16 protein-coding genes and 1 tRNA gene are annotated in these 21,574 nt (G+C 38.4%); 14 read left to right on the top strand and 3 right to left on the bottom strand.

All coding sequences use genetic code 11. The features are described from left to right. Positions 1-63: 63 nt before the first annotated feature. Both BW964_RS20820 and BW964_RS20825 read right to left on the bottom strand, forming a co-directional pair. Positions 64-711 (bottom strand): outer membrane lipoprotein periplasmic chaperone LolA1, encoded by a 648-nt coding sequence (locus tag BW964_RS20820; RefSeq protein WP_076510271.1) that lies wholly within the window; start codon positions 709-711, stop codon positions 64-66. Between the two features lie 66 nt (positions 712-777). Further along, complete coding sequence (locus BW964_RS20825; protein ID WP_076510273.1) at positions 778-3,318, bottom strand: FtsK/SpoIIIE family DNA translocase; 2,541 nt, start codon at positions 3,316-3,318, stop codon at positions 778-780. Between the two features lie 567 nt (positions 3,319-3,885). On the opposite strand from BW964_RS20825, the gene ccsA reads away from it, so the two are divergent. The 3 genes from ccsA (at position 3,886) to BW964_RS20840 (ending at position 8,684) form a co-directional block, all read left to right on the top strand. Continuing rightward, positions 3,886-7,155, top strand: a complete 3,270-nt coding sequence (ccsA, locus tag BW964_RS20830) for a cytochrome c biogenesis protein CcsA (RefSeq protein ID WP_076510275.1) — start codon at positions 3,886-3,888, stop codon at positions 7,153-7,155. Between the two features lie 340 nt (positions 7,156-7,495). Continuing rightward, a complete protein-coding gene (locus BW964_RS20835) occupies positions 7,496-8,359 on the top strand; it encodes an SPFH domain-containing protein (RefSeq protein WP_034750601.1) in 864 nt (287 codons plus the stop codon). Between the two features lie 127 nt (positions 8,360-8,486). Beyond that, positions 8,487-8,684 (top strand): type II toxin-antitoxin system antitoxin, encoded by a 198-nt coding sequence (locus tag BW964_RS20840; protein ID WP_076510277.1) that lies wholly within the window; start codon positions 8,487-8,489, stop codon positions 8,682-8,684. Between the two features lie 113 nt (positions 8,685-8,797). Here BW964_RS20840 and BW964_RS20845 read toward each other — a convergent pair whose 3' ends face one another. Beyond that, a complete protein-coding gene (locus tag BW964_RS20845) occupies positions 8,798-9,001 on the bottom strand; it encodes a hypothetical protein (RefSeq protein WP_076510279.1) in 204 nt (67 codons plus the stop codon). Between the two features lie 134 nt (positions 9,002-9,135). Here BW964_RS20845 and amaB point away from each other — a divergent pair, with 134 nt between their 5' ends. The 11 genes from amaB to BW964_RS20900 all read left to right on the top strand — a co-directional run bounded on the left by amaB (position 9,136) and on the right by BW964_RS20900 (position 21,038). Then, on the top strand, positions 9,136-10,686 hold the full coding sequence (amaB, locus tag BW964_RS20850; RefSeq protein WP_076510280.1) for an L-piperidine-6-carboxylate dehydrogenase: 1,551 nt from the start codon (positions 9,136-9,138) through the stop codon (positions 10,684-10,686). Between the two features lie 105 nt (positions 10,687-10,791). Further along, the gene (gene lat / locus BW964_RS20855; RefSeq protein ID WP_076510282.1) at positions 10,792-12,117 is read left to right on the top strand and encodes an L-lysine 6-transaminase; all 1,326 of its coding nucleotides are present in this window, start codon (positions 10,792-10,794) and stop codon (positions 12,115-12,117) included. 62 nt (positions 12,118-12,179) lie between these two features. Then, positions 12,180-12,410: a DUF2007 domain-containing protein gene (locus tag BW964_RS20860; RefSeq protein ID WP_034727856.1), complete on the top strand. Its 231-nt coding sequence runs from the start codon at positions 12,180-12,182 to the stop codon at positions 12,408-12,410. Between the two features lie 298 nt (positions 12,411-12,708). Next, positions 12,709-13,221, top strand: coding sequence for a GNAT family N-acetyltransferase (locus BW964_RS20865; RefSeq protein WP_076510284.1), 513 nt, complete (start codon positions 12,709-12,711; stop codon positions 13,219-13,221). Between the two features lie 116 nt (positions 13,222-13,337). Beyond that, a complete protein-coding gene (locus tag BW964_RS20870; protein WP_076510286.1) occupies positions 13,338-13,793 on the top strand; it encodes a transcriptional regulator in 456 nt (151 codons plus the stop codon). A gap of 1 nt (position 13,794) precedes the next feature. Next, a complete protein-coding gene (locus BW964_RS20875) occupies positions 13,795-14,979 on the top strand; it encodes an efflux RND transporter periplasmic adaptor subunit (RefSeq protein WP_076510288.1) in 1,185 nt (394 codons plus the stop codon). Between the two features lies 1 nt (position 14,980). Beyond that, the gene (locus BW964_RS20880) at positions 14,981-18,127 is read left to right on the top strand and encodes an efflux RND transporter permease subunit (RefSeq protein ID WP_076510290.1); all 3,147 of its coding nucleotides are present in this window, start codon (positions 14,981-14,983) and stop codon (positions 18,125-18,127) included. 90 nt (positions 18,128-18,217) lie between these two features. Continuing rightward, entirely contained in the window at positions 18,218-19,633 is a 1,416-nt protein-coding gene (locus BW964_RS20885; protein ID WP_076510292.1) for a TolC family protein, read from the top strand. Positions 19,634-19,813: 180 nt separating this feature from the next. Then, entirely contained in the window at positions 19,814-20,317 is a 504-nt protein-coding gene (locus tag BW964_RS20890) for a GNAT family N-acetyltransferase (protein WP_076510294.1), read from the top strand. Then, positions 20,314-20,802, top strand: coding sequence for a MarR family winged helix-turn-helix transcriptional regulator (locus tag BW964_RS20895; protein WP_076510296.1), 489 nt, complete (start codon positions 20,314-20,316; stop codon positions 20,800-20,802). Before BW964_RS20890 ends, BW964_RS20895 begins: the two co-directional genes overlap by 4 nt. A 162-nt stretch (positions 20,803-20,964) precedes the next feature. Further along, positions 20,965-21,038 (top strand) — tRNA-Ala (locus tag BW964_RS20900). The last annotated feature ends 536 nt before the right edge of the window (positions 21,039-21,574 follow it).

Genomic DNA, 21,574 nt, shown 5'->3' on the forward strand with positions numbered 1-21,574 from the left:
AAAATTAATCAAAAAGCCACAAAGTTTACTTGTGGCTTCTATAATTTTTATTACTTTTTATTTTTAAAGTTCCGTGATGACGTAATTTTTAAACTTATTCTTGTCAAAAACAAACATATTCGGGTCCAGAGTCTGGTTTTCCTTATATTCTTTAATAGCAATTACAGCTACGTCTTTGTTGTTTCCGTGTTGTTCAAGTTTTACAATCTGCTTTTTTACAGAATCTACAAAAATATAGACGTACTGTATTCCGTTGGATTTTACAGGTGTCAGCTTAATGAAGTCTGCATTGACCCCATTAACGTTCTTTTTACCGTTATACGTTACATTATAATCATTTCTGTAGGTCGAAAGATAATTGATAGGGGAGAACATGCTGCTGCTTCCGTTAGGTTTGGCAACTGTTACTTCCATATCATCTGCATTAATATTGTAGATTTTGTTTCCGTCGAAGATCTGTTCTGTATCCATGATTTTCAACTTATACTTATCCCCTGCAGAATAGTAAATTCCTGGTTCTGTTTTATTGACCTGTCCGTTCAGACCTGTTCCAAAAGAAAACTTGAAGTAAGAATTCTTTTTGGAATTATAATTAGCGGTAATATCATCCAGAATCTTTTTAGCTTTCGCATCAATTTTCTGCGCCTCCGCAAATCCTACGGCACCAATGACTAAACTTCCGGCTATAACTTTTGAAATAATATTTCTCATTTTTCTATTTAATAAACTTTAAACATTTTCATGCTCCCAGATTAATCTGGTAATGCATTTTTCCCTTTAACTACGCAAATCTTCCAAAAACTGTTCCAAAGAATGAAGATCACTGATAATCACTTCTCTTGCTTTTGCGCCATTAAATCCTCCTACAATACCGGTCGCCTCTAGCTGGTCCATAATTCTTCCTGCTCTGTTGTATCCTAGTTTCAGTTGTCTCTGTAGCATGGAAGTAGAACCTTGCTGTGTAGAGACAATAATTCTTGCAGCTTCCTCAAACAAGGCATCTTTTTCGTTAGGGTCAAAAGCGCCCACGGTACTCGTAGAGTCTTCGGAAACAAATTCAGGAAGTAAGAATGCTGACGAATATCCTTTCTGTTCACCAATATATTCTGCAAGTCTTTCCACTTCCGGAGTATCCACGAAAGCACACTGAAGTCTTAAAATTTCGTTTCCGTTGAAATAAAGCATGTCTCCCTTACCAATCAATTGGTCTGCACCCGGAGAATCCAGAATCGTTCTTGAATCCACACTTGAAATTACTCTGAAGGCCGCCCTTGCTGGGAAGTTTGCTTTGATCATACCTGTAATGACATTCACGGAAGGTCTCTGGGTCGCAACAATCAGGTGGATTCCTACCGCTCTTGCAAGCTGAGCCAGTCTGGCAATAGGAAGTTCAACCTCTTTTCCTGCGGTCATGATAAGATCGGCAAATTCGTCTACCACTAATACGATGTACGGTAGAAAACGGTGTCCGTTCTCTGGGTTTAATTTTCTCTCTGTAAACTTTTTGTTGTATTCCTTTAAATTTTTACAGAATGCATTTTTAAGAAGATCATATCTGGTATCCATCTCTATACAAAGAGAGTTCAGGGTGTTGATCACTTTATTGGTATCCGTAATGATGGCTTCTTCAGCATCCGGAAGTTTGGCCAGGTAATGTCTTTCAATTTTTGAATAGAGTGAGAGTTCCACCTTCTTTGGATCTACCATCACGAATTTCAATTCGCTTGGATGCTTTTTGTAAAGGAGGGAAGTAAGAATCGCATTGATCCCTACAGATTTACCCTGTCCTGTAGCACCCGCCATCAATAAATGGGGCATTTTGGCAAGGTCAGCCATAAAGACCTCATTGGAAATCGTTTTTCCGAAAACCACCGGAAGATCCATATCCGTATTCTGGAATTTGTGGGAAGCAATAACAGAACGCATCGAAACCATCGTAGGATTTTTTCTCGGAACTTCAATTCCGATGGTTCCTTTTCCTGGCATCGGAGCAATGATTCTGATTCCTAAAGCAGAAAGATTCAGAGCAATATCATCCTGAAGTTTTTTAATGGCAGACACTCTGATTCCCGCTTCCGGAACAATTTCATATAAAGTAACGGTAGGTCCGATCGTTGCTTTGATCTCAGAAATACCCACATTGAAGTTCTTTAAAAGTCCTACAATTTTATTTTTATTTTCCTCTAATTCTTCCTGATTGATAGAGATTTCTTCGTTTCCGTAATCTTTCAGCAATTCTACCGTCGGCATCTGGAAACCTGCCAGATCAAGTTTATGATCATACAATCCATGCTTTTCTACAAGTTCCTGTGATTTTCTGTCTGATTCGTCCAGTACATCAATAACAGGGGCTACTTCTACATTGAATTTGATGTTGTCCTGAGGTGGTGTCGGAACCGGAGCGACGGCCGGACTTACCGGTGTCATATCAAAAGCCTGTTCCGGCGTTGAAGTAGGAACGGCCGGTTTTGTATTCAGGTTTAAGCTGATCGGTTTTTCATCTCCTTCAAAAGAAGTATGATTGGGTGTTACAATCTTTTCTATATCTGTAGTAGGCTGAACTTCAGGAAATCCTTTAGGAACATTTACCGGGGTCTGTTCCTTCGCTTTTGTTTTATTATTCGGTACCTCTGTAACGGTAACGTTGGGTGCTGATGCCTCAGCTTCCTCTTCAAGTTCTTCATCTGCTTCAAAGTTTTCCTCTGAACTCGGCATCATCGATTTAACTTTTCCGATGGTATTATCATTAATCTTGCCTAGTTTAGCTTTAATAGAGCTTGGACGAAGATTGAATTCCAGAATGAAATACAAAAGGATGCTTGCCGCTAAAACCATCCAAAGACCTACAGATCCGATGATGGCATTCAGATAATCCATAATCTGGTATCCGTAAACACCTCCCAAAACACCCTGTCCTTTGGTCACTGCCCCCATAAAAATAGGAAGCCAGCAAATGAAAAACAAAGAATGTCCAATGGTTTTCCAAGGTTTGAAAGTTCTTTTTTTAAGGATAAGAGTACCCACCACAAGAAATAGGAAGGCGATAATAAATGAGGCAATTCCTATACTTTCGAATATAAAAATGTTCCCCAACCAGTCTCCTACCTTTCCAAAAATATTTGAAGATTGTATAGTCTTGTCTGTCATGGTTCCCGCCTGACTCTGGTCCGCTTTCCAGTTCATCAGATAAGAGACGAACGAAAATGCCAGAACGACAGAAAAAAGAATGAAGGTAAGCCCGAAAAATATGCGTGGCTTAGATAATATTTTGCCTTTATCAGGCGATTCCGTCTGTTTTGTCTGTGTTTTTTTATCCATAATATCAATTCGGCAAATTTAATGTTTTTTCAACATTAATAGAATCTTTTTTTTGTTCAAAAGATAGCGTAATTTAGGTTTATTTTTTAAAATTTCATTACGTTTTTTAGATATTTTTTTCATTAAAACGTAATGCGACAGGTGTTTTTTAAACAAGTTGAAATGTCCCTTGCTAAAGCACCACTAATTTTGTTCCAGAAAGCTTAAAAACATAAAAAAAATTTAAAATATACTCTGAGCCTTTCTGGTTTTACACCTGACTTGAATTTTGCAATTAAAAATCAATGCAGAGGAAAAAAAGAAATAAGAAAACCACACTGTATGAATTATTAAGGGTCAGAATACCCACGACAGCCAAGTCTTTGAGATAGAAGCTTTCAATAACATCAATAGGAATATTGTATCTGGAATTTTATGATTTCAAAAATTGAATTTTTCCTAATAAATATTACACTATTAAGAATGGTTCAAAATAACCTAAATACGCCTTTAAATGACAAAAAACAGCTTTTTTTATCCTCTTTGTTGTTTATCATCCTTATTTTTGCATGTCAAGTAAAATAAATCATGAAGAAGCTCCAAGATATTCTTATCTCAACCAGAACAATGGCTGTGCTGTTACTGGTGTATGCATTTGCAATGGCCTATGCAACGTTCTTAGAAAACGACTACGGAACTCCTACAGCTAAAGCGCTAATTTATGAAGCAAAATGGTTTGAATTAATCATGTTTCTGCTCATTCTCAACTTTGTAGGAAATATCGCAAGATATCGGCTATGGAGAAGAGAAAAATGGCCGGTTCTGGTCTTTCACCTTGCCTTTATCCTGATCTTTATAGGAGGTGCTATCACCAGATACATCAGTTTTGAAGGCACAATGCACATCAGGGAGGGAGAAACTTCCAATGAAATTGTGACCGACAAAAATTTCTTTAAGATCCAGATTGAGGATAAAGGAGATGTTCTTAACTATCAGGATGTTCCTTATCTGATGTCTCCTCTGCACAAAGATTTTAAAGCGACCTATGATTTCCACGGAAAGGAAGTGAAGGTTTTTACAAAAGATTACATTCAGAGAAAAAAAGACAGCTTAATTGCTGAGCCCAATGGTACAGAATATCTTCACCTGGTGTCTACAGGAACTACAGGAAGACAGAATATCTACATCAAACCGGGAGAAACAAAATCTATCAACGGAACTTTGGTAACGTTCAACAGAGCCATTGAAGGAGCTGTGGAATTCAAGAAAGAAGACGGGAAAATATTCATCAAAACACCTGTTGACGCGGCTTTTATGACCATGGCAACGCAGGCTACGGGAAGTACCAAGAAAGATGAGTTCCAGCCTTTGGTGTTGAGAAGTTTATATACCATCAACGAATTGAAGCTGGTTGTTCCTGAAGGCCTGAAAAAAGGAAGACTGATGGCTTTCGAAGGGGATAAAAAGAAAGATGCGATGGTGCCTGATGTCCTTAGAATAGAGCTTCAGGGCCCCAAAACAAAGCAATTGGTTGACCTTTCTGTAGAAAAAGGAAATCCCAATGCATTCAAACAGGTCACTATGGATGGGCTGAATATTATGGTAGGTTTCGGACCTAAAGTGTACAATACTCCTTTTGCACTAAAGCTGGATGACTTCGTTATGGAAACCTATCCAGGAAGCAGCTCTCCAAGTGCTTATGAAAGCCACGTAAAGATCATTGACGAAGGAAAAGAAACTCCTTATAAAATTTATATGAACCACGTTCTTAACCATAAAGGATACCGTTTCTTCCAGTCAAGTTTTGATCCGGACAGAATGGGAACCGTACTTTCTGTTAACCATGATTTCTGGGGAACGATTATTTCTTACATCGGATATACACTTTTATTCCTGGGAATGTTTGTGATCTTCTTCTGGAAAGGTACCCATTTCTGGAAATTAAATAAAATGCTGACCGATGTTAACAAGAAAAAAACAGCAGCAGTCCTTTTAGTGTTCTTAAGTTTAGGTTTGAATGCACAGAAAATCGAAACCCACGGTACTTCTGACGGAAGCAAAGAACACATCCATGTGGAAGGAGATAATCATTCCCATGCACCTGCTCCATCTGCACAACCGCTTGATGGAACTGCTCCAAAACAAAATACCCTGGCCACACCAATGGGTAAAATGAGATCTATCTCGCCGGATGAAATCATTGCAAGAAACAAAATCAGCAAAGAACATGCAGACAAATTCGGATATCTTCTGGTACAGAATTTCGACGGTAGGATTGTTCCTATCAATACAGAAGCACTGGATGTTTTAAGAAAATTATACAAAAGAGACGAATTCAAAGGAACAGATGGAAAGTCTCTGACGGCTAACCAATGGTTCTTGTCCGTTAATACAGATACACCGAGCTGGACTATGGTTCCAATGATCAAAGTCGGTACAAAAGGAGGTGATGAACTGAAAAATAAGACAAAGGCCGATGATGAAGGGTATACTTCACTGATGAACCTTTTCCCGGCAGATGCAAACGGTAACCTGGCTTATATTCTTGAGCATGACTATAACATTGCATTCCGCAAAAAACCTTCTGAGCAGACCAATTATGATAAAGAAGTAATCTCTGTCAACGAAAGAGTACAGATCTTTAATGAGTTTTTCAGCGGTCAGTTTATGAGAATTGTTCCCGTAAAAAATGATGCTAACCATACATGGCATTCATGGCTTGACCAGAAATTCGAGCCGGATATGGAATCGCAGCAGGTAATGGGACCTTATTTTGCAGAAGTGCTTACCGCTCAGAAAACAGGAAACTGGAGTAAGGCGGATGCTGAACTGGCCAAACTTTCAGAATACCAGCAGAAATGGGGTAAAGCAGTGGTTCCTGCAAAATCTAAAGTAGATCTGGAGGTTTTCATGAACAGTGTGAATATCAACTTCAAATTATTGATTTTCTATACAATAATAGGTGGGTTGTTATTGATCTTAGGATTTGTAGAATTATTCAAATCGAATAAAATTTTAAATAAAGCGATTAAAATCATTATCGCTGTAGGCTTAATTGGCTATTTATGCCATTTCTTAGGCCTTGTAGCAAGATGGTATATCTCAGGACATGCGCCTTGGAGTAACGGGTACGAAGCCATTATCTTCATCTCGTGGGTCGGTATTACAGCAGGACTTGTTTTATACAGAAATGCCAATGCATTGATCCCTGCTGCCGGATTTATGGTTGCTGTTATTATGATGGGATTTGCGCACGGAGGTTCAGCACTTGATCCGCAGATTACACCACTTGTTCCGGTATTGAAATCTTACTGGCTGATTGTTCACGTAGCGATCATTACCTCAAGTTACGGTTTCTTTGCCCTGTCCATGATTATTGCTGTGATTTCTCTTGTATTTTATATCATTTCAAATAAAGATACCTATAAACTTCACCACGATACGACGTTAAAAGAATTGGTGATCGTTTCTGAAATGTCTCTTACCATTGGTCTTTTTGCCTTAACAGTGGGGAACTTCTTAGGAGGGATCTGGGCGAATGAATCTTGGGGAAGATACTGGAGCTGGGATCCAAAAGAAACTTGGGCTTTCATCTCCATCATGGTCTATGCTTTTGTATTGCACATGAGATTGGTGCCAGGATTGAGAAGCAGATGGGCATTCCACGTAGCAACGATGTTTGCATTCTGTTCTATGGTGATGACTTATTTCGGAGTAAATTACTACCTGAGCGGACTTCACTCCTACGCAGCTGGAGATCCGGTTCCGGTTCCGGCATGGGTATACATTGGTTTGGGAACCATGATTCTGCTATCAGCTGTTTCTTACTTCAAGTTTAAAACTTTAACGAAGAAATAAAAACGTTTACAATATAACAATCAAAATCCTGGGATTTATTTTCCGGGATTTTTTTTGTGTAGGTTTTGGGATGATAAATTATGAGTTATCGCAATATGTAAGGTGTAGATGACATGAACAGCCAATCTATCTCGACCCAAAAATTCCCCTTCCATGAAGGGGTGGATTTTTGCAAAGCAAAAAGACGGGGTAGTTGAAAGCATTATAAATTCCACCACAGAACTCTTTCAATTCTATACCCCAAATCTCATACTAAAAAACTCATCACTCATCACTCAAAATTCAAAACTTATTCATATCTTTATGATATCATTATAATATCAAATTAAAAATTGAAATCATGGAAAAAGTATTAAAGCCCATGTCGGGCTATCTGGCATTAGTCTTCTGTCTTATTTTATTTGCAGGAGCTGTCTATTTTTTTATTTCCGGAGTTGAGCAGAGCATCACATATGTCATCCTTGCGATGCTTTGTTTTCTGCTGTTCTGCTTCTTTCTGAAAGGACTGATGATCATTCAGCCGAACCATTCAAGAGTATTGAACTTCTTTGGAAAGTATGTGGGGACTGTAAAAGATAACGGATTGTTTTTTATTAATCCTTTGTATTCTTCACAGAAAATGTCATTGCGTTCAGAGAACCTGCAGGGGCAGACTTTGAAAGTAAACGACAAAATGGGGAATCCTATTGAAATCGGAGTAGTGATGGTTTGGAAAGTAGGAGACACGTATAAAGCAGCGTTCGATGTAGAGCGTTATTCAGACTTTGTCAAAATGCAGAGTGAAGCGGCGGTCCGTCATTTGGCGATGAGTTTTCCTTATGATAATTTAGAAGATGATCATGCACCTATTACTTTGAGAGAAGGAGGGGATAAGATCAACTCTATTTTGGAGCAGGAACTAACCGACCGTCTTTCAAAAGCGGGAATTATCATTCAGGAAGCAAGAATTTCTCATCTGGCTTATGCTTCAGAAATTGCAGGAGCGATGCTTCAGAGACAGCAGGCCACAGCTATTGTAGCAGCAAGAACGAAGATCGTGGAAGGTGCCGTAGGAATGGTAGACCTTGCATTGAAAAAACTTTCAGCAGAAAACATTGTTGAGCTTGATGACGAAAGAAAAGCAGCAATGGTAAGCAATTTAATGGTGGTGCTTTGTGGTGAAAAGGCAGCTCAGCCTATCTTAAACGCAGGAACTCTTTACTAAATCAAGAATGTATAAGGTATAAGGAAGAATGAAAAATGAAGAATGAATTTTTAGACTCAGCTGAGTGAAATGCCTTTGCATCTTATGCATCATTGAAAAGAACTATTAAACAGGCAAAGAGAAAAGAATGAAACCGGAAAAAACTTCAAAACCCTCCGAAAACAAAAGCAAAAAATCTTTTGTCATCAGGATCGATGAATCTACCTATAAACAGGTGGAGAAGTGGGCCAATGACGAGTTCAGGAGCGTCAACGGGCAGATCGAGTATCTGCTGCATCAAAGCCTGGTGAATTCGGGGAGGAAAAAGAAAGATGAGGAAGGGTAAACCTTTGGATTGAGCCTTCCAAAACCAGATCAATCAATAATTCAATTAATCTTTATACAACAAAAAAGCAGAGAAATTTTTCTCTGCTTTTTTTATTTTAATAGATCGGCTATTTATTCAAATAAAGTACTAAAGTAATTGCTGATCACCGTCCAGAAATTCTTACCCAGAAAATAGATCAGGGTAGAAGTGATAATTCCTTTTACCGTGAAGAATATAATCCCGCCTATCCCAAATTTTTTCACCAGACTTTTCCATTTGGAAGTCTTCTTTTCCTCTGCTGTATGAGTATCCTCTACGGTCTTGTTATTTTCCATTCCTGAAATTCAAAAGATTACCTCACAAAGATAAGCATGTTTATAATTAGTCCAAATAAAAAGCGAGTTAAAAATTAAAATTTTGAGGTTCGCATAATATTTCTATCTTTAGAGGAAACGAAAAGTAACATTTTATGTCTAAAAAAGTAAAGGATTTCGGAATCGAAAAAACACTCAAAAACCTTGGTATCAAAGAAGAAAATAAGGGGACTTCAGTGGGCGGAAAATATTTTGCTTCAGGGAAAACGATAGAAAGTTTTTCTCCTGTAGATGGCAGATTAATCGCTAAAATTAAGACTTCCGGAGAAAGTGATTATGACAAAGTAATTGAGACGGCTCAGAAGGCGTTTCAGGAGTTCAGATCTATCCCGGCTCCTAAAAGGGGTGAGATCGTTAGGCAGTTAGGTCAGAAATTAAGAACATATAAAGATGACCTTGGAAAACTGGTTTCTTATGAAATGGGTAAATCTCTTCAGGAAGGTCTTGGAGAAGTTCAGGAAATGATTGATATCTGCGATTTTGCAGTAGGAGTATCAAGACAGCTTCATGGTTATACCATGCACTCAGAAAGACCTGGTCACAGAATGTACGAGCAGTATCATCCGCTTGGAGTGGTAGGTATTATTACCGCTTTCAACTTTCCGGTTGCCGTATGGGCCTGGAATACCGCTTTAGCATGGATCTGCGGAAACGTGACGATCTGGAAGCCGTCAGAAAAAACACCATTATGTGCCATCGCATGTCAGAACATCATGGCTGAAGTCGTAAAGGAAAACAATCTTCCTGAAGGTATTTCAAGTGTACTGGTATCTGACCATGAGATCGGGCAGAAACTGGTTGATGATAAAAGAGTTTCATTGGTATCTTTCACCGGTTCTACCAGAGTAGGAAGAATGGTTTCTTCCAAAGTAGCAGAAAGATTCGGAAAATCTATCCTGGAATTGGGAGGAAACAATGCAATTATTATCTCTAAAGATGCAGATATCGATATGTCCATCATCGGAGCTGTTTTCGGAGCTGTAGGGACGGCCGGACAAAGATGTACGTCGACAAGAAGACTGATCATCCACGAAAGCGTATACAATGAAGTGAAGAACAGATTGGTTAAAGCATACGGGCAATTGAAAATAGGAAATCCACTGGACGAAAATAACCACGTAGGACCGCTTATCGATGTAGATGCTGTTAATCAGTACGAAGAGGCTATCAAAAAATGTAAGAAAGAAGGTGGGAAATTCGCTGTTGAAGGTGGCGTTTTGAGTGGAAAAGAATACGAATCAGGATGCTATGTCAAGCCATGCATCGCAGAAGTGAAAAACTCTTACGAGATCGTTCAGCACGAAACTTTCGCGCCGATCCTGTATCTGATCAAATATAAAACACTGGAGGAAGCTATCGCGATCCAGAACGATGTTCCTCAGGGATTGTCATCTGCTATCATGACTCAGAATCTTAGAGAAGCAGAATTATTCCTTTCTCATGCAGGTTCAGACTGCGGTATTGCGAATGTAAACATCGGAACTTCAGGTGCTGAAATCGGAGGTGCTTTCGGAGGTGAAAAAGAAACCGGAGGCGGAAGAGAATCCGGATCTGACGTTTGGAAATACTATATGAGAAGACAAACCAATACAATCAACTATACAGCTCAGCTTCCTTTGGCACAAGGGATTAAATTCGATCTGTAAAAATTCTAATTTAAATCATTTACCGATTTAAAAATTTAAAAATTAATAACCTGGAATGTTTAAATCTTTTTATTCATTCAATTTTTAAATCAAACACAGTTAACTATGGAACAAACAATTGATATAAAAGCAAATAAAGTAAAAGAAACAGTAGGAAGACACGTTTTGGCAGACGGCTTTGATTTTGTGATGGATATTGAAAGATCTCACGGATCATGGTTGTATGACAAGCTTACAGACAAAGAGTACCTGGATATGTTCTCGATGTTTGCATCAGCATCTGTAGGGTACAATCACCCTTATCTTGTAGAAAGATCAGAATGGCTGGGAAGAATGGCGGTGAACAAACCTACTTTGGCAGACGTGTATTCAGAGGAATATGCCCACTTTCTGGAAGTTTTTGAAAGAGTGGTTATTCCTGAAGAACTGCAGTATGCTTTCTTTATTGAAGGTGGAAGTTTAGGGGTAGAAAATGCAATGAAGGCGTGCTTCGACTGGAAAACGCGTAAGAATTTTGAAAAAGGACTTCAGACGGAAGCCGGTATCTGTATCCATTTCAGACAGGCATTCCACGGAAGAAGTGGCTATACATTAAGCTTAACCAACACTTCCGACCCAAGAAAATATCAGTATTTCCCGATGTTTGACTGGCCGAGAATCTTAAATCCTAAATTATCTTTTCCGATCACAGAAGAAAATTTAGAGGAAACCATCAAGAACGAAAGACTGGCTCTTCTTCAGATCGAGGAAGCCATTTTAATGAACCCAAACAAAGTGGCGTGTATCATTATAGAGCCTATCCAGGCTGAAGGGGGTGACAATCACTTCAGAGACGAGTTCTTAATGGGATTGAGAAAACTGTGTGATCAGAATGAGATCTTACTGATCTTTGATGAAGTTCAGACTGGGATTGCCATTACAGGGAAAATGTGGGCGTTCCAGCATTTTACAGCCAAACCGGATATTATTTCTTTCGGGAAAAAAGCGCAGGTTTGTGGTGTTTTAGCCAATAAAGAAAAATTTGATCAGATCCCGAACAACGTGTTCAGAGAAAGTTCAAGAATTAACTCTACTTTCGGAGGAAACTTTATCGACATGCTTCGTTTCCAGTTGGTGATGGAAGTCATCGAAAAAGAAAACCTGGTTGAAAATGCAAAAGTGGTAGGTAATTATCTGCTGAAAAAATTAGAAGAACTGGCTCAGAAATATCCTGAGAAAATTTCAAATGCAAGAGGAAGAGGCTTAATGTGTGCCGTAGATCTTCCTTCAGCAGAACACAGAAATCATCTGATGAACGAGCTTTTCAAAGACGGATTGATCATTCTTCCGTGTGGAGATCAGTCACTTCGTTTCAGACCCCATCTGAATGTTACGCAGGAAGAAATTCAATTGGCATTAGATAAAATCGAGAGCAATCTTAATAAAATTTAAAACCAAAGATTTGTAATTTTAAAAAAAACATTGTATATTTAGATACTCAAACGATATAGAATATGGAAAGAAGTACGAGAGTATCGGTTTTTGAAAGTGACAAGCCTTCAGAAATCCAGTTAATAAAGTCTAAATTGGATGATGCACAAATTACAAACAGCGTCGAAAACAGCTATCTTACATTTACGACTACGCCTACCGCAACGTCGCTGAAAGTGATGGTAGATCTGGAAGACGAGAAGAATGCATTCGAAATTATAGATGCTTATCTTCAACAAAGTGAAAATCAATAAAACAATTTCATAATTTTAAATTTTACTACTTCGAACCGAAAATTAATTTTAATTAGTTTTCGGTTTTTTGATTCAAATAATAAGCATTCAAAGAGTTAAAGTTAAATGATTTAAAGATAGAACGAGTGGTAATTTTGAAAATATCAGTTTTTAAAAGGGGTATCAACCAATTCTAATCAATAGAAGGAAGTTTTTCTTTTGAGATGAGACTACCAGATTGGGATGTAACCAACAATTAAAAACACGACTATTTACATTTTCGAATCTATTTATCTTTTAATTAAAAAATCCGACAATAATGAATTTAGAAACTAAGCTGAGAAAAGCTGAGATGGAAGACAGAAATGAGATTTGGGCTATTATTCAACAGTCCATTGAAAGAAGAAAACAGGATGGAAGCACGCAGTGGCAGAATGGCTATCCCAATATGGGGACGGTAGAGAGTGACATTGCAAAAGGTTTCGCTTATGTTCTTACAGTAGAAGGAGAAATTGCCGTTTATGCAGCCCTGATATTAAATGATGAACCTGCCTATAGTACGATTGAAGGCGCCTGGTTAAGTGATGGCGAATTCGTCGTAGTCCATAGAGTAGCGGTTGATGGAAAATTTGCAGGGCGGGGAATGGTGAAAAAACTGTTTGACCATATTGAAGATTTTACAAAATCACAGGGAATCCAAAGCATAAAAGTAGATACCAATTATGACAATATTGCCATGCTAAAAATCCTTGAAAGCAAAGGATATTCTTACTGCGGTGAAGTTCTTCTGGCGGACGGAATGCGTAAGGCTTATGAGAAGATTATAATTTAGGCAAAAAGTTAAATCAACTTTCATTGAATTTTTAAAAGAAGTTGTATTTATAAACTCTATCATGTTTGTTCGTTTAGTTCTGAACTAATTTATACTTTTGTTAAAATTTTTATATTATGCACCAAAGTATAGAAGTTGACGAGAAAATATTTCAGGATGCTGTAAAATTTTATGGCACTGTTTTCAATCTACCCCCTTTAGCATCAAAGATTTACTCCTACCTTCTTTTCGATTATGAGAAAGTAGGAATTACTTTTGATGAATTTGTCGAAGTGCTTTCCGCAAGCAAAAGCTCTGTTTCTACCAGCATTTCATTACTGCTGAATGCACAGCTGATCATCGACCATAATAAAATGGATGAGCGAAAACGGTATTTTTTTATCAATGATGAATACAAGAAAATCAGATTTGAAAAGATTGTTCAAAAAATGGAGGACGAACTCAAACTGCTGGATGATCTCAACAACTTTAAAAAGAATCATGACAATCAATACAACGAACGGATAGAAGCTTACAAAGCACTCTTATATAAAAACATAGAAAATATTCAGGAATCTCTTAATAAACTTTAAAATGAATAATAAGCTAGTTATACTTTCTATTGCAGCGTTTTCACTGACAGCCTGCAAAAAAGAAGCTCCAAAACAGGATGGCGCAAAACCCTATCCTGTCATCAATGTGGAGGCAAAAAATATCGTAGGTTATCAGACATTTCCAGCTACCATACAAGGAAGAGTCAATAATGATGTACGTGCGAAAATACAGGGATATATCACGCAGGTTTTAGTAGACGAAGGGCAGTATGTGACCAAAGGACAACCTTTATTCCGTCTTGAAACCAATATCTTGTCAGAAAATGCAGCAGCAGCAAAAGCCGGAATCGGTGCAGCTGAATCCACCATTGCAGCTTCACAGGCAGCGGTGAATGCAGCGCAGGTGGAAGTCAATAAGCTAAAACCTTTGGTAGCTAAAAATATCATCAGTGATGTTCAGTTGCAGACTGCACAGGCTAACTTATCTCAGGCAAAAGCTCAGCTGCAACAGTCAATGGCTGCGAAACAACAGGCTTCTGCTAATTATAAAGGAGTCGCTGCAAACATCGAATATTCTATCATTCGTGCACCTATTTCAGGCGTTATCGGGAAACTTCCTTTAAAAGTGGGGAGTTTAGTGGGGCCAACTGATCAGACAGCTTTAACGACTATTTCAGATACATCAGAATTATTCGCTTATTTTTCAATGAATGAAAAAGAATACTTTGATTTCTTGGAAAAATCTCCGGGAGCTACATTGCCGGAAAAGATCAAAAATCTTCCAATGGTAGAGTTACAATTGGCCAATGGAAGTATTTATTCTGAAAAGGGTAGAATTGAAGCCATTACAGGACAAATTGATGCAACAACCGGAACCATTCAGTTCAGAGTCGCGTTCACAAATCCTCAGAAATTGTTAAGCAACGGGAACAGTGGATCTATCAGACTTCCAAAAACATACGATAATGTATTGGTCGTTCCTGAAAGCGCAACTTACGAACAGCAGGGCATCGTTTATGTTTACAAAGTAGAAAAAGATACTGCTAAAAATGTGGTGATTAATGTGATCGACAGAATCGACAATATGGCTTTAATAAAATCCGGGGTCAATAAAGGTGAAATGATCGTTGCTGCAGGAATCGGAGGATTGAAACCTGGAACTGCCGTGAAGCCGAAGCCTGTTAAAATGGATAGCCTTGTACAATCTATAAAACCGAAATTCTAAAATGATTAAAAATTTTATAAACCGACCGGTTTTATCCACCGTAATCTCAATTTTGATTGTGATTCTCGGTGTTTTGGGATTGATTTCCCTGCCAGTCACACAGTATCCCGATATTGCCCCTCCTACTGTAAGCGTTTCAGCAAACTATACCGGAGCCAATGCGGAAACTGTTATGAAAAGTGTGGTAGTCCCTTTGGAGGAACAGATTAATGGAGTGGAAGGAATGGACTACATTACTTCCAGTGCAGGAAATGATGGTTCAGCGCAGATTCAGGTATTTTTTAAACAGGGAATTGACCCCGATATTGCTGCGGTAAACGTACAGAACCGTGTGACAAGAGCGACACCGTTGCTTCCAAGCGAGGTAACCCGTTCAGGAGTGGTTACCCAGAAACAGCAGACCAGTGCCCTGATGTATATGTCTTTCTATTCTGAAAATAAAGACTTAGATGATGTATACCTTCAAAACTTCTTGAATATCAACGTTATTCCCAACTTAAAAAGGATTAACGGAGTAGGTGATGCCAACGTTTTCGGGGGTAAAAACTACTCCATGAGAGTTTGGCTGGATCCTTCCAAAATGGCAGCGTACGGATTAACTCCGGATGATGTTACGGCTGCTATCAATGAGCAGAGTAGAGAAGCGGCCGCTGGTTCTATCGGACAAAACAGTGGAAGTTCTTTTGAATATATCATTAAATATGTCGGAAAATTCAACGAAAAAGATCAGTATGACAATATCATCATCAAAGCGCTTCCTGACGGACAGAACTTGATGCTGAAAGATGTAGCTAAAGTTGAGCTGGCAGGCCAGTCTTATACGGGAGTCGGGGAAAACGGAAACAACCCGTCCATCAGTATGGGGATCTTCCAGACGCCGGGTTCCAATGCTCAGGAGATCATTAAAAATATCAAATCTTACCTGAAATCAGCAGAAGGAAGCTTTCCTGAAGGGGTAAAATATACGTTTAACTTTGATACCAACGAATTCCTTGATGCATCCATTGAAAAGGTAGTTCATACTTTAATTGAAGCATTTATCCTGGTATTTATTGTGGTGTATATCTTCTTACAGGATTTCAGATCTACCTTGATTCCGGCCATTGCGGTTCCGGTATCTATTGTAGGAGCATTCTTCTTCCTGAATTTATTTGGATATTCATTAAACCTTCTCACCCTGTTTGCATTAGTGCTTGCGATCGGTATTGTGGTGGATGACGCCATTGTCGTCGTCGAGGCCGTTCATGCGAAAATGGAACACGGTATTTCCGATGCAAAAAAAGCGACAGTAGAAGCGATGGACGAGATTACAGGAGCTATTATCTCCATTACCTTGGTGATGGCAGCGGTATTCGTTCCGGTAACCTTTATTACAGGTCCAACAGGGGTTTTCTACCAGCAGTTTGGGATTACGCTGATTATTGCGATTATCATTTCTGCTATTAATGCATTAACGTTGAGTCCGGTTTTATGTTCATTATTCCTGAAACCTCACGATGCTCATCATGCAGAATATAAAAACTTAAACTTTTTACAGAAGTTTTTCTATAAATTTAATATTGCTTTCAAAACGACTACAGATCGTTACGGAAGAGGATTTGTGTTCTTACTAAGACATAAATGGGTTACTTTGATCATTTTTGCCGTGACAGGAGGGATTTTATTCTGGGCGAGCTCAACGATGAAAAAAGGTTTCGTTCCTACAGAAGACAGAGGGATTATCTTTACAGATGTACAGCTTCCTCCGGGCGCTTCTATGGAAAGAACCTATAACGCTTTGAAAACACTTCAGGCTAATGCAATGAAAGTTCCGGGAGTACAAAACGTTACGATTTCTACCGGTAGAGGTTTCTTATCAGGAAACGGAAGTAATAATGGTCTTGCGTTCATTAAGTTGAAACCATTTGACGAAAGGAAAAAAGACAATCAGACTTCTGAAGATATTACTAAAAAGCTATTCGGGATCTCAGGAAAAGTTCCGGATGCGAAAGTTGTATTCTTCCAGCCGCCAAGTGTACCAGGTTTTGGTAACAGTGCCGGTTTTGAAATGGTATTGCTGGACAAGTCAGGAGGTGATTATGCTGATCTCGATGACAAAACAAACGAGTTCATCGGAAAACTAATGCAGAGACCTGAGATTGAATTTGCCCAGTCATCATTTAATACAAAATATCCTCAGTACCAAATGGACATCAATGTTCCTTTGGCTAAACAGATGGGAGTTTCTGTAAGTACGATCTTAAGTACAATGCAGGGATATATCGGAGGCGTTTACACCGCCGACTTTACGAAGTACGGAAAACAGTTCAGAGTAATGGTTCAGGCACTTCCTGAAAACAGACAGAACATCAATAATTTGAATGAATTATATGTAAGAACAGCTTCCGGAGTAATGTCGCCGATCTCTCAGTTTGTAACGCTGAAAAAAGCATACGGTCCGCAATCGGTAAGCAGATATAACTTGTTTACTTCCGTGAAGATTACAGGAGCGAACTCGGCAGGATTCAGTTCCGGGGATGCCATTACGGCAGTTCAGGACGTAGCGAAGGAAACTTTAAATCAAAATTATGATGTAGAGTTTACGGGATTAACAAGAGAAGAATTGAATTCAGGATCTCAGACTCTTTTGATCTTTGGATTAAGTTTAGTTTTCGTTTACTTAATTCTTTCTGCTCAGTATGAAAGTTACATCCTTCCTTTAGTGGTGGTTATTTCCCTTCCTCTTGGGGTAATGGGAGCATATTTCGGACAAAAGATAATGGGCCTGGAGAATAATATCTATTTCCAGATCGCCTTGATTATGTTGGTTGGATTGCTCGCGAAAAATGCCATCCTGATCATTGAATTTGCGGTTCAGAGAAGACATCATGGTGAAACCATTGTCATGTCTGCCATCAATGCGGCAAAAGCCAGATTAAGACCCATCCTGATGACGTCATTTGCTTTCATCTTCGGTTTATTACCATTGGTTTTAGCGAGCGGAATTGGTGCGGTAGGTAACAGATCTATTGCTACAGGTGCCGCGATTGGATTATTAATAGGTACGATTTTAGGACTTTTCGTAATTCCTGTTTTGTATGTAATTTTCCAGACTTTACAGGAAAAAGTGAAACCGCTTAAAAAAGAAGAAATCAATTTAGCAGAATAAAATTAAAGTTCAGGAAATTAGAAGTTAGAATTTAGAGATTAGTCTAAAACTAACTTCTAACTTCTAAACTCTAACTTCTAATTAACAAAAATGAAGAGTTTATTAAACATCATAAAAGGAATAACTTTTTCAGTCGCAATTCTTGCTGCCGTTTCATCTTGTATGGCCAGAAAAGAATATGAAAGGCCGAAAAATGTGGCAGACGAAAAGCTTTTCCGCACAGATATGCTTCCTACAGACAGCACCAGTATCGCAAACGTTTCCTGGAAAGAAATTTTTACCGATCCTATACTTCAGGGGCATATTTCCAAAGCTTTAGAAAATAATTTAGATATCAGAATTGCTTTACAGAGCATTACTTCTGCAGAGGCTTATTTGAAGCAAAGTAAGGCAGCTTACGCACCCACCTTAACTGTGGGACCCGGCTATTCTTTCCAGACCCAGTCTTTGAATACCCAAACCGGACAGTTGTTTGGAGATAGAAGATACATCAATCAGCTTGATATTACAGCAAGTCTTGGTTGGGAAGCGGATATCTGGGGCAAATTAAAAGCTCAGGAAAAAGCTCAGCTTGCCACTTATCTGGGAACGGTAGCAGCACATAAAGCTGTAAAAAGTGATCTGGTAGCATCAGTTGCTTCTTCGTATTATCAGCTGTTAACGTATGATTCCCAGAAAAAGATCATTACGGAAACCATTGCTGTACGTGAGAAAAATTTAGAAACAACCAGAGCATTAAAGATATCAGGAACCGTGACGGAAGTAGCCGTTCAGCAAAGTGAAGCGTTGGTTTTCAATGCAAAATCTTTATTGATTGATATTGATACTCAGATCCAGTTATTGGAAAACACCATGAGTTTACTCATGGGAGAGCCTTCTCATGCGATTGAAAGGTCCACATTGGAAGCACAAAAAATCCCAATCGATCTGAAACTGGGATATCCAGCCCAATTGCTGGCCAACCGTCCGGATGTAATGCGGGCAGAATATACACTGATGAATGCTTTTGAACTGACCAATTCAGCAAAAGCTCAGTTTTATCCTACTTTAAAGATTACCGGAAGCGGAGGAATCCAGTCTCTCGATATCGACCACTTATTCAGTGTGAATTCCTTATTTGCAAGTGTTGTGGGAGGTTTGGCTCAGCCTATTTTAAATAAAAGAGCCATCAGAACGAACTACGACGTAAGTTTAGCGAATCAGGAAACGGCCTATTTAAACTTCAGAAAGACCGTTCTTACAGCCGGAAAAGAGGTTTCTGATGCCATAAGAGTATTCTCTGTTCAGGATTCTTTTATTGAATTAAAAGAAAAAGAACTGAGTGCTTACAAGAAATCGGTAGACTATTCTCAGGAACTTGTTAACTATGGGATGGCGAATTACCTTGAAGTATTGAATGCCAGCGTTAATTCATTAAATGCTGAATTGAATATCTCCAATGCAGAATATAGTAAAATGAAAGCCGCGGTGGAGCTTTATCAGGCTCTTGGCGGTGGATGGAAATAATTATTTTCAACCCTTGAAATAGTATCAAACGTATGTCAGTATCGGCATACGTTTTTTTATTTTGGTAAAACGAGACATGACAAAGATTGACCTAAGGATTGGTAAGATCAGATAAAAATAGAATATTTATTTGTATATATGTAGTAAACTACGTAGTTTTGTACTTATAAATAAAATCCTATGAAAATACATATCCAACAGCTCGATAATACCTATTCTGATCAGTTGATTGACCTGATTTTAAATATCCAGCAGAAGGAATTTAATGTACCCATTACGATAGAAGATCAGCCGGACCTTAAGCAGATTGAAAGTTTTTATATGGAGCCAGGTGGGAACTTTTGGGGCGCTTTTATAGATGGTGAATTGGTAGGTTCGATAGCGCTGGTTAAATTTGATGAAAGGGCAGGAGCGGTGCGAAAAATGTTTGTCAAAAAAGAATTCAGAGGGAAAGAACTGAATATTGCGCAGGAACTGCTGGAAGTTTTGGTCTCTTTCTGCCAAAAAAATGAAATAGATTCAATCTATCTGGGAACCGTTCATATTCTGAAAGCAGCCATTCGTTTTTATGAACGGAATCATTTTGTACAGGTTGAAAAAGAAAATCTTCCCGGTTTTTTTCCGTTGATGAATGCAGATAATGTTTTTTATTATTTAAATTTAAAACAAATCAAAGCGGTATGAATATAATAGACGAATCAGGGATCCTGGCCCTATCTACAAGACTCCAGCGTCTCAGTGAGCAACTCAGAAAAGATGGTGCCCTGATCTATCAATCTTTTGGAATTGATTTTGAGCCCAAATGGTTTCCTGTGATTTTTACCCTGCATCATAAAAAAATGTTGAGTGTCGTAGAGATCGCCAACGAAATAGGGTATACTCATCCATCAACAATCAGTCTGCTAAAGGAATTGGAAAAGCAAAAACTTATCCTGTCAAAAAAAGATAAGCTGGATGAACGCAGACGGCTGATTGTTCTATCTCCTAAAGGCATTGCGCTGATTGAAAAATTGAAACCAGTCTGGGAGTTGGTATCGAAAGTACTTGGAGAAATAGCCGACAATAAAAATCATCTTCTGGCTGCTATCAATGAAGCGGAAGAGAAAATTGCTGAGCAGACTTTTTATCAGCGGGCGCTACAGCTAAAAAAAGAAAATCAAACCGGCTGATTGTGAGTCGTTTGTTCAATGTGGTGTCCGGGATTTTCTAAAGAAATCATTTCAGAGCCCGAACAACACAGGAAAATTCAAAATAAATTATTAGAAAAAAGAGGATAAAATATTTGGATATGTAGTTTAAATACCTATTTTTGTACCGCTTTAAGAAAGTAAGGGGGATTGGCGCAGTTGGCTAGCGCGTTTGACTGGCAGTCAAAAGGTCACGGGTTCGAATCCCGTATTCTCCACAAAGGCTAAATATAAACCTACTGATAATCAGTGGGTTTTGTTTTTTTTATTGAAGTTTTCTTCCCCACATTTTCCCTACATTTCTAATATCGAAAAGATAGTGATTTAGTATCTCAGTACCTCATTTAGAAAATTTTCAGGAACAAAGCTGCCAGCTGTATCTCTTTTAAAAATTCCCTAACTAAAATATTTTATCTTTTTTCATATAAGTAGAGATAAATCCAATTTCAAAAAGAGGGGCATTACCAAAACTAAAATAAAGGAAGGGGCTTATTGTTCATATAGGTAGTTAAACTATATATAAAAAAGTTGGTTAAGGTATTAAAATGGGACTTCACATTCTGGATAAAACCAGAGTTCTCTTCATGTTGTTTTAGGAATCTTAATAATTAGAATCACACCCTTTCTAATCAATCGTAATTTTACTACACTTTTTAAAGTTTTTCAAAATTAGGATATGGGGTATTGTATATTTATCTATATTGGGTGATATAAACACAAATAGCACAGTATTAATGAGAAAGAATATTTCCAA

Source organism: Chryseobacterium shigense (genome assembly GCF_900156575.1).
GTDB lineage: Bacteria > Bacteroidota > Bacteroidia > Flavobacteriales > Weeksellaceae > Chryseobacterium > Chryseobacterium shigense.

Bases quoted from the DNA above. Each gene is read 5' to 3' on its own strand.
- BW964_RS20885 (WP_076510292.1), top strand. From the start codon at position 18,218: ATGAAGAGTTTATTAAACATCATAAAAGGAATAACTTTTTCAGTCGCA.
- BW964_RS20875 (WP_076510288.1), top strand. From the start codon at position 13,795: ATGAATAATAAGCTAGTTATACTTTCTATTGCAGCGTTTTCACTGACA.
- BW964_RS20840 (WP_076510277.1), top strand. From the start codon at position 8,487: ATGAAACCGGAAAAAACTTCAAAACCCTCCGAAAACAAAAGCAAAAAA.
- amaB (WP_076510280.1), top strand. From the start codon at position 9,136: ATGTCTAAAAAAGTAAAGGATTTCGGAATCGAAAAAACACTCAAAAAC.
- BW964_RS20890 (WP_076510294.1), top strand. From the start codon at position 19,814: ATGAAAATACATATCCAACAGCTCGATAATACCTATTCTGATCAGTTG.
- ccsA (WP_076510275.1), top strand. From the start codon at position 3,886: ATGAAGAAGCTCCAAGATATTCTTATCTCAACCAGAACAATGGCTGTG.
- BW964_RS20820 (WP_076510271.1), bottom strand. From the start codon at position 711: ATGAGAAATATTATTTCAAAAGTTATAGCCGGAAGTTTAGTCATTGGT.
- lat (WP_076510282.1), top strand. From the start codon at position 10,792: ATGGAACAAACAATTGATATAAAAGCAAATAAAGTAAAAGAAACAGTA.
- BW964_RS20865 (WP_076510284.1), top strand. From the start codon at position 12,709: ATGAATTTAGAAACTAAGCTGAGAAAAGCTGAGATGGAAGACAGAAAT.
- BW964_RS20880 (WP_076510290.1), top strand. From the start codon at position 14,981: ATGATTAAAAATTTTATAAACCGACCGGTTTTATCCACCGTAATCTCA.
- BW964_RS20825 (WP_076510273.1), bottom strand. From the start codon at position 3,318: ATGGATAAAAAAACACAGACAAAACAGACGGAATCGCCTGATAAAGGC.
- BW964_RS20860 (WP_034727856.1), top strand. From the start codon at position 12,180: ATGGAAAGAAGTACGAGAGTATCGGTTTTTGAAAGTGACAAGCCTTCA.
- BW964_RS20895 (WP_076510296.1), top strand. From the start codon at position 20,314: ATGAATATAATAGACGAATCAGGGATCCTGGCCCTATCTACAAGACTC.
- BW964_RS20845 (WP_076510279.1), bottom strand. From the start codon at position 9,001: ATGGAAAATAACAAGACCGTAGAGGATACTCATACAGCAGAGGAAAAG.
- BW964_RS20870 (WP_076510286.1), top strand. From the start codon at position 13,338: ATGCACCAAAGTATAGAAGTTGACGAGAAAATATTTCAGGATGCTGTA.
- BW964_RS20835 (WP_034750601.1), top strand. From the start codon at position 7,496: ATGGAAAAAGTATTAAAGCCCATGTCGGGCTATCTGGCATTAGTCTTC.